This window comes from Oleiphilus sp. HI0066 (assembly GCF_001635725.1).
Map to the genome: position 1 here is coordinate 1 of NZ_LWFH01000070.1, position 589 is coordinate 589.

At 45.8% G+C, this 589-nt stretch carries 2 protein-coding genes; one reads left to right on the forward strand and one right to left on the reverse strand.

Translation table 11 applies throughout. The features are described 5' to 3' along the window. A partial coding sequence (locus tag A3738_RS01175; RefSeq protein ID WP_197473500.1) for a hypothetical protein occupies positions 1 to 232 on the forward strand: 232 nt, incomplete at its 5' end. A 45-nt stretch (positions 233 to 277) separates the two neighbouring features. On the opposite strand, the gene A3738_RS30340 is transcribed toward A3738_RS01175, so the two are convergent. Further along, the coding region (locus tag A3738_RS30340; protein ID WP_068763290.1) for a hypothetical protein at positions 278 to 589 on the reverse strand (312 nt) is incomplete at its 5' end.

The following is a 589-nucleotide window of genomic DNA, read 5'->3' on the forward strand; positions in this document are numbered from 1 at the left end:
GCGCGTAGATAGTTTTATAGAAATGGATTTACGACTAAGCTACCACGTTAGTCAGCAGCCAGATCAAAAGCGCACAACGCTCACTTATATTGACGATATTGAGCCGCCTTATGCGATCAAACTGAAAGTGAATCAAAACATGCCGCAGAGTCGCGTTAACAAATTAAAGCGCGCTTACCAAAAACTTCACGAGTCTGGTTTTATTCAAGAAACAATAGAGAAACATACATGATAAGCCTCGACCTTGTGGATAGGTCGAGGCCTGAATTCAAAGCCCTTAAGGCATTTGAATTTGAGGGCCGCCGTCTTGACCTGGAACAACAATCTGAGACGCTTGTTGTCGACGCATTTCTTGTAATTCACGCATCGTATCTTCCATTGCCTGCTTAGCGCCATCACCAAAACCTGCAACTGCGTCTGCTAAATTATCAACCGCTAACTCAAACGTGAGTGGCAGAGCACCAGCTGGAGTCATCATTTGCGCTTGTCCGACGTATTGCACTGCACGCGCATCGTCACGTTCACCACTTGCCGTCACAGGCGTCATAACACGAATGGTGCCGATCTTCTGATCTGTATAAATTTCTTC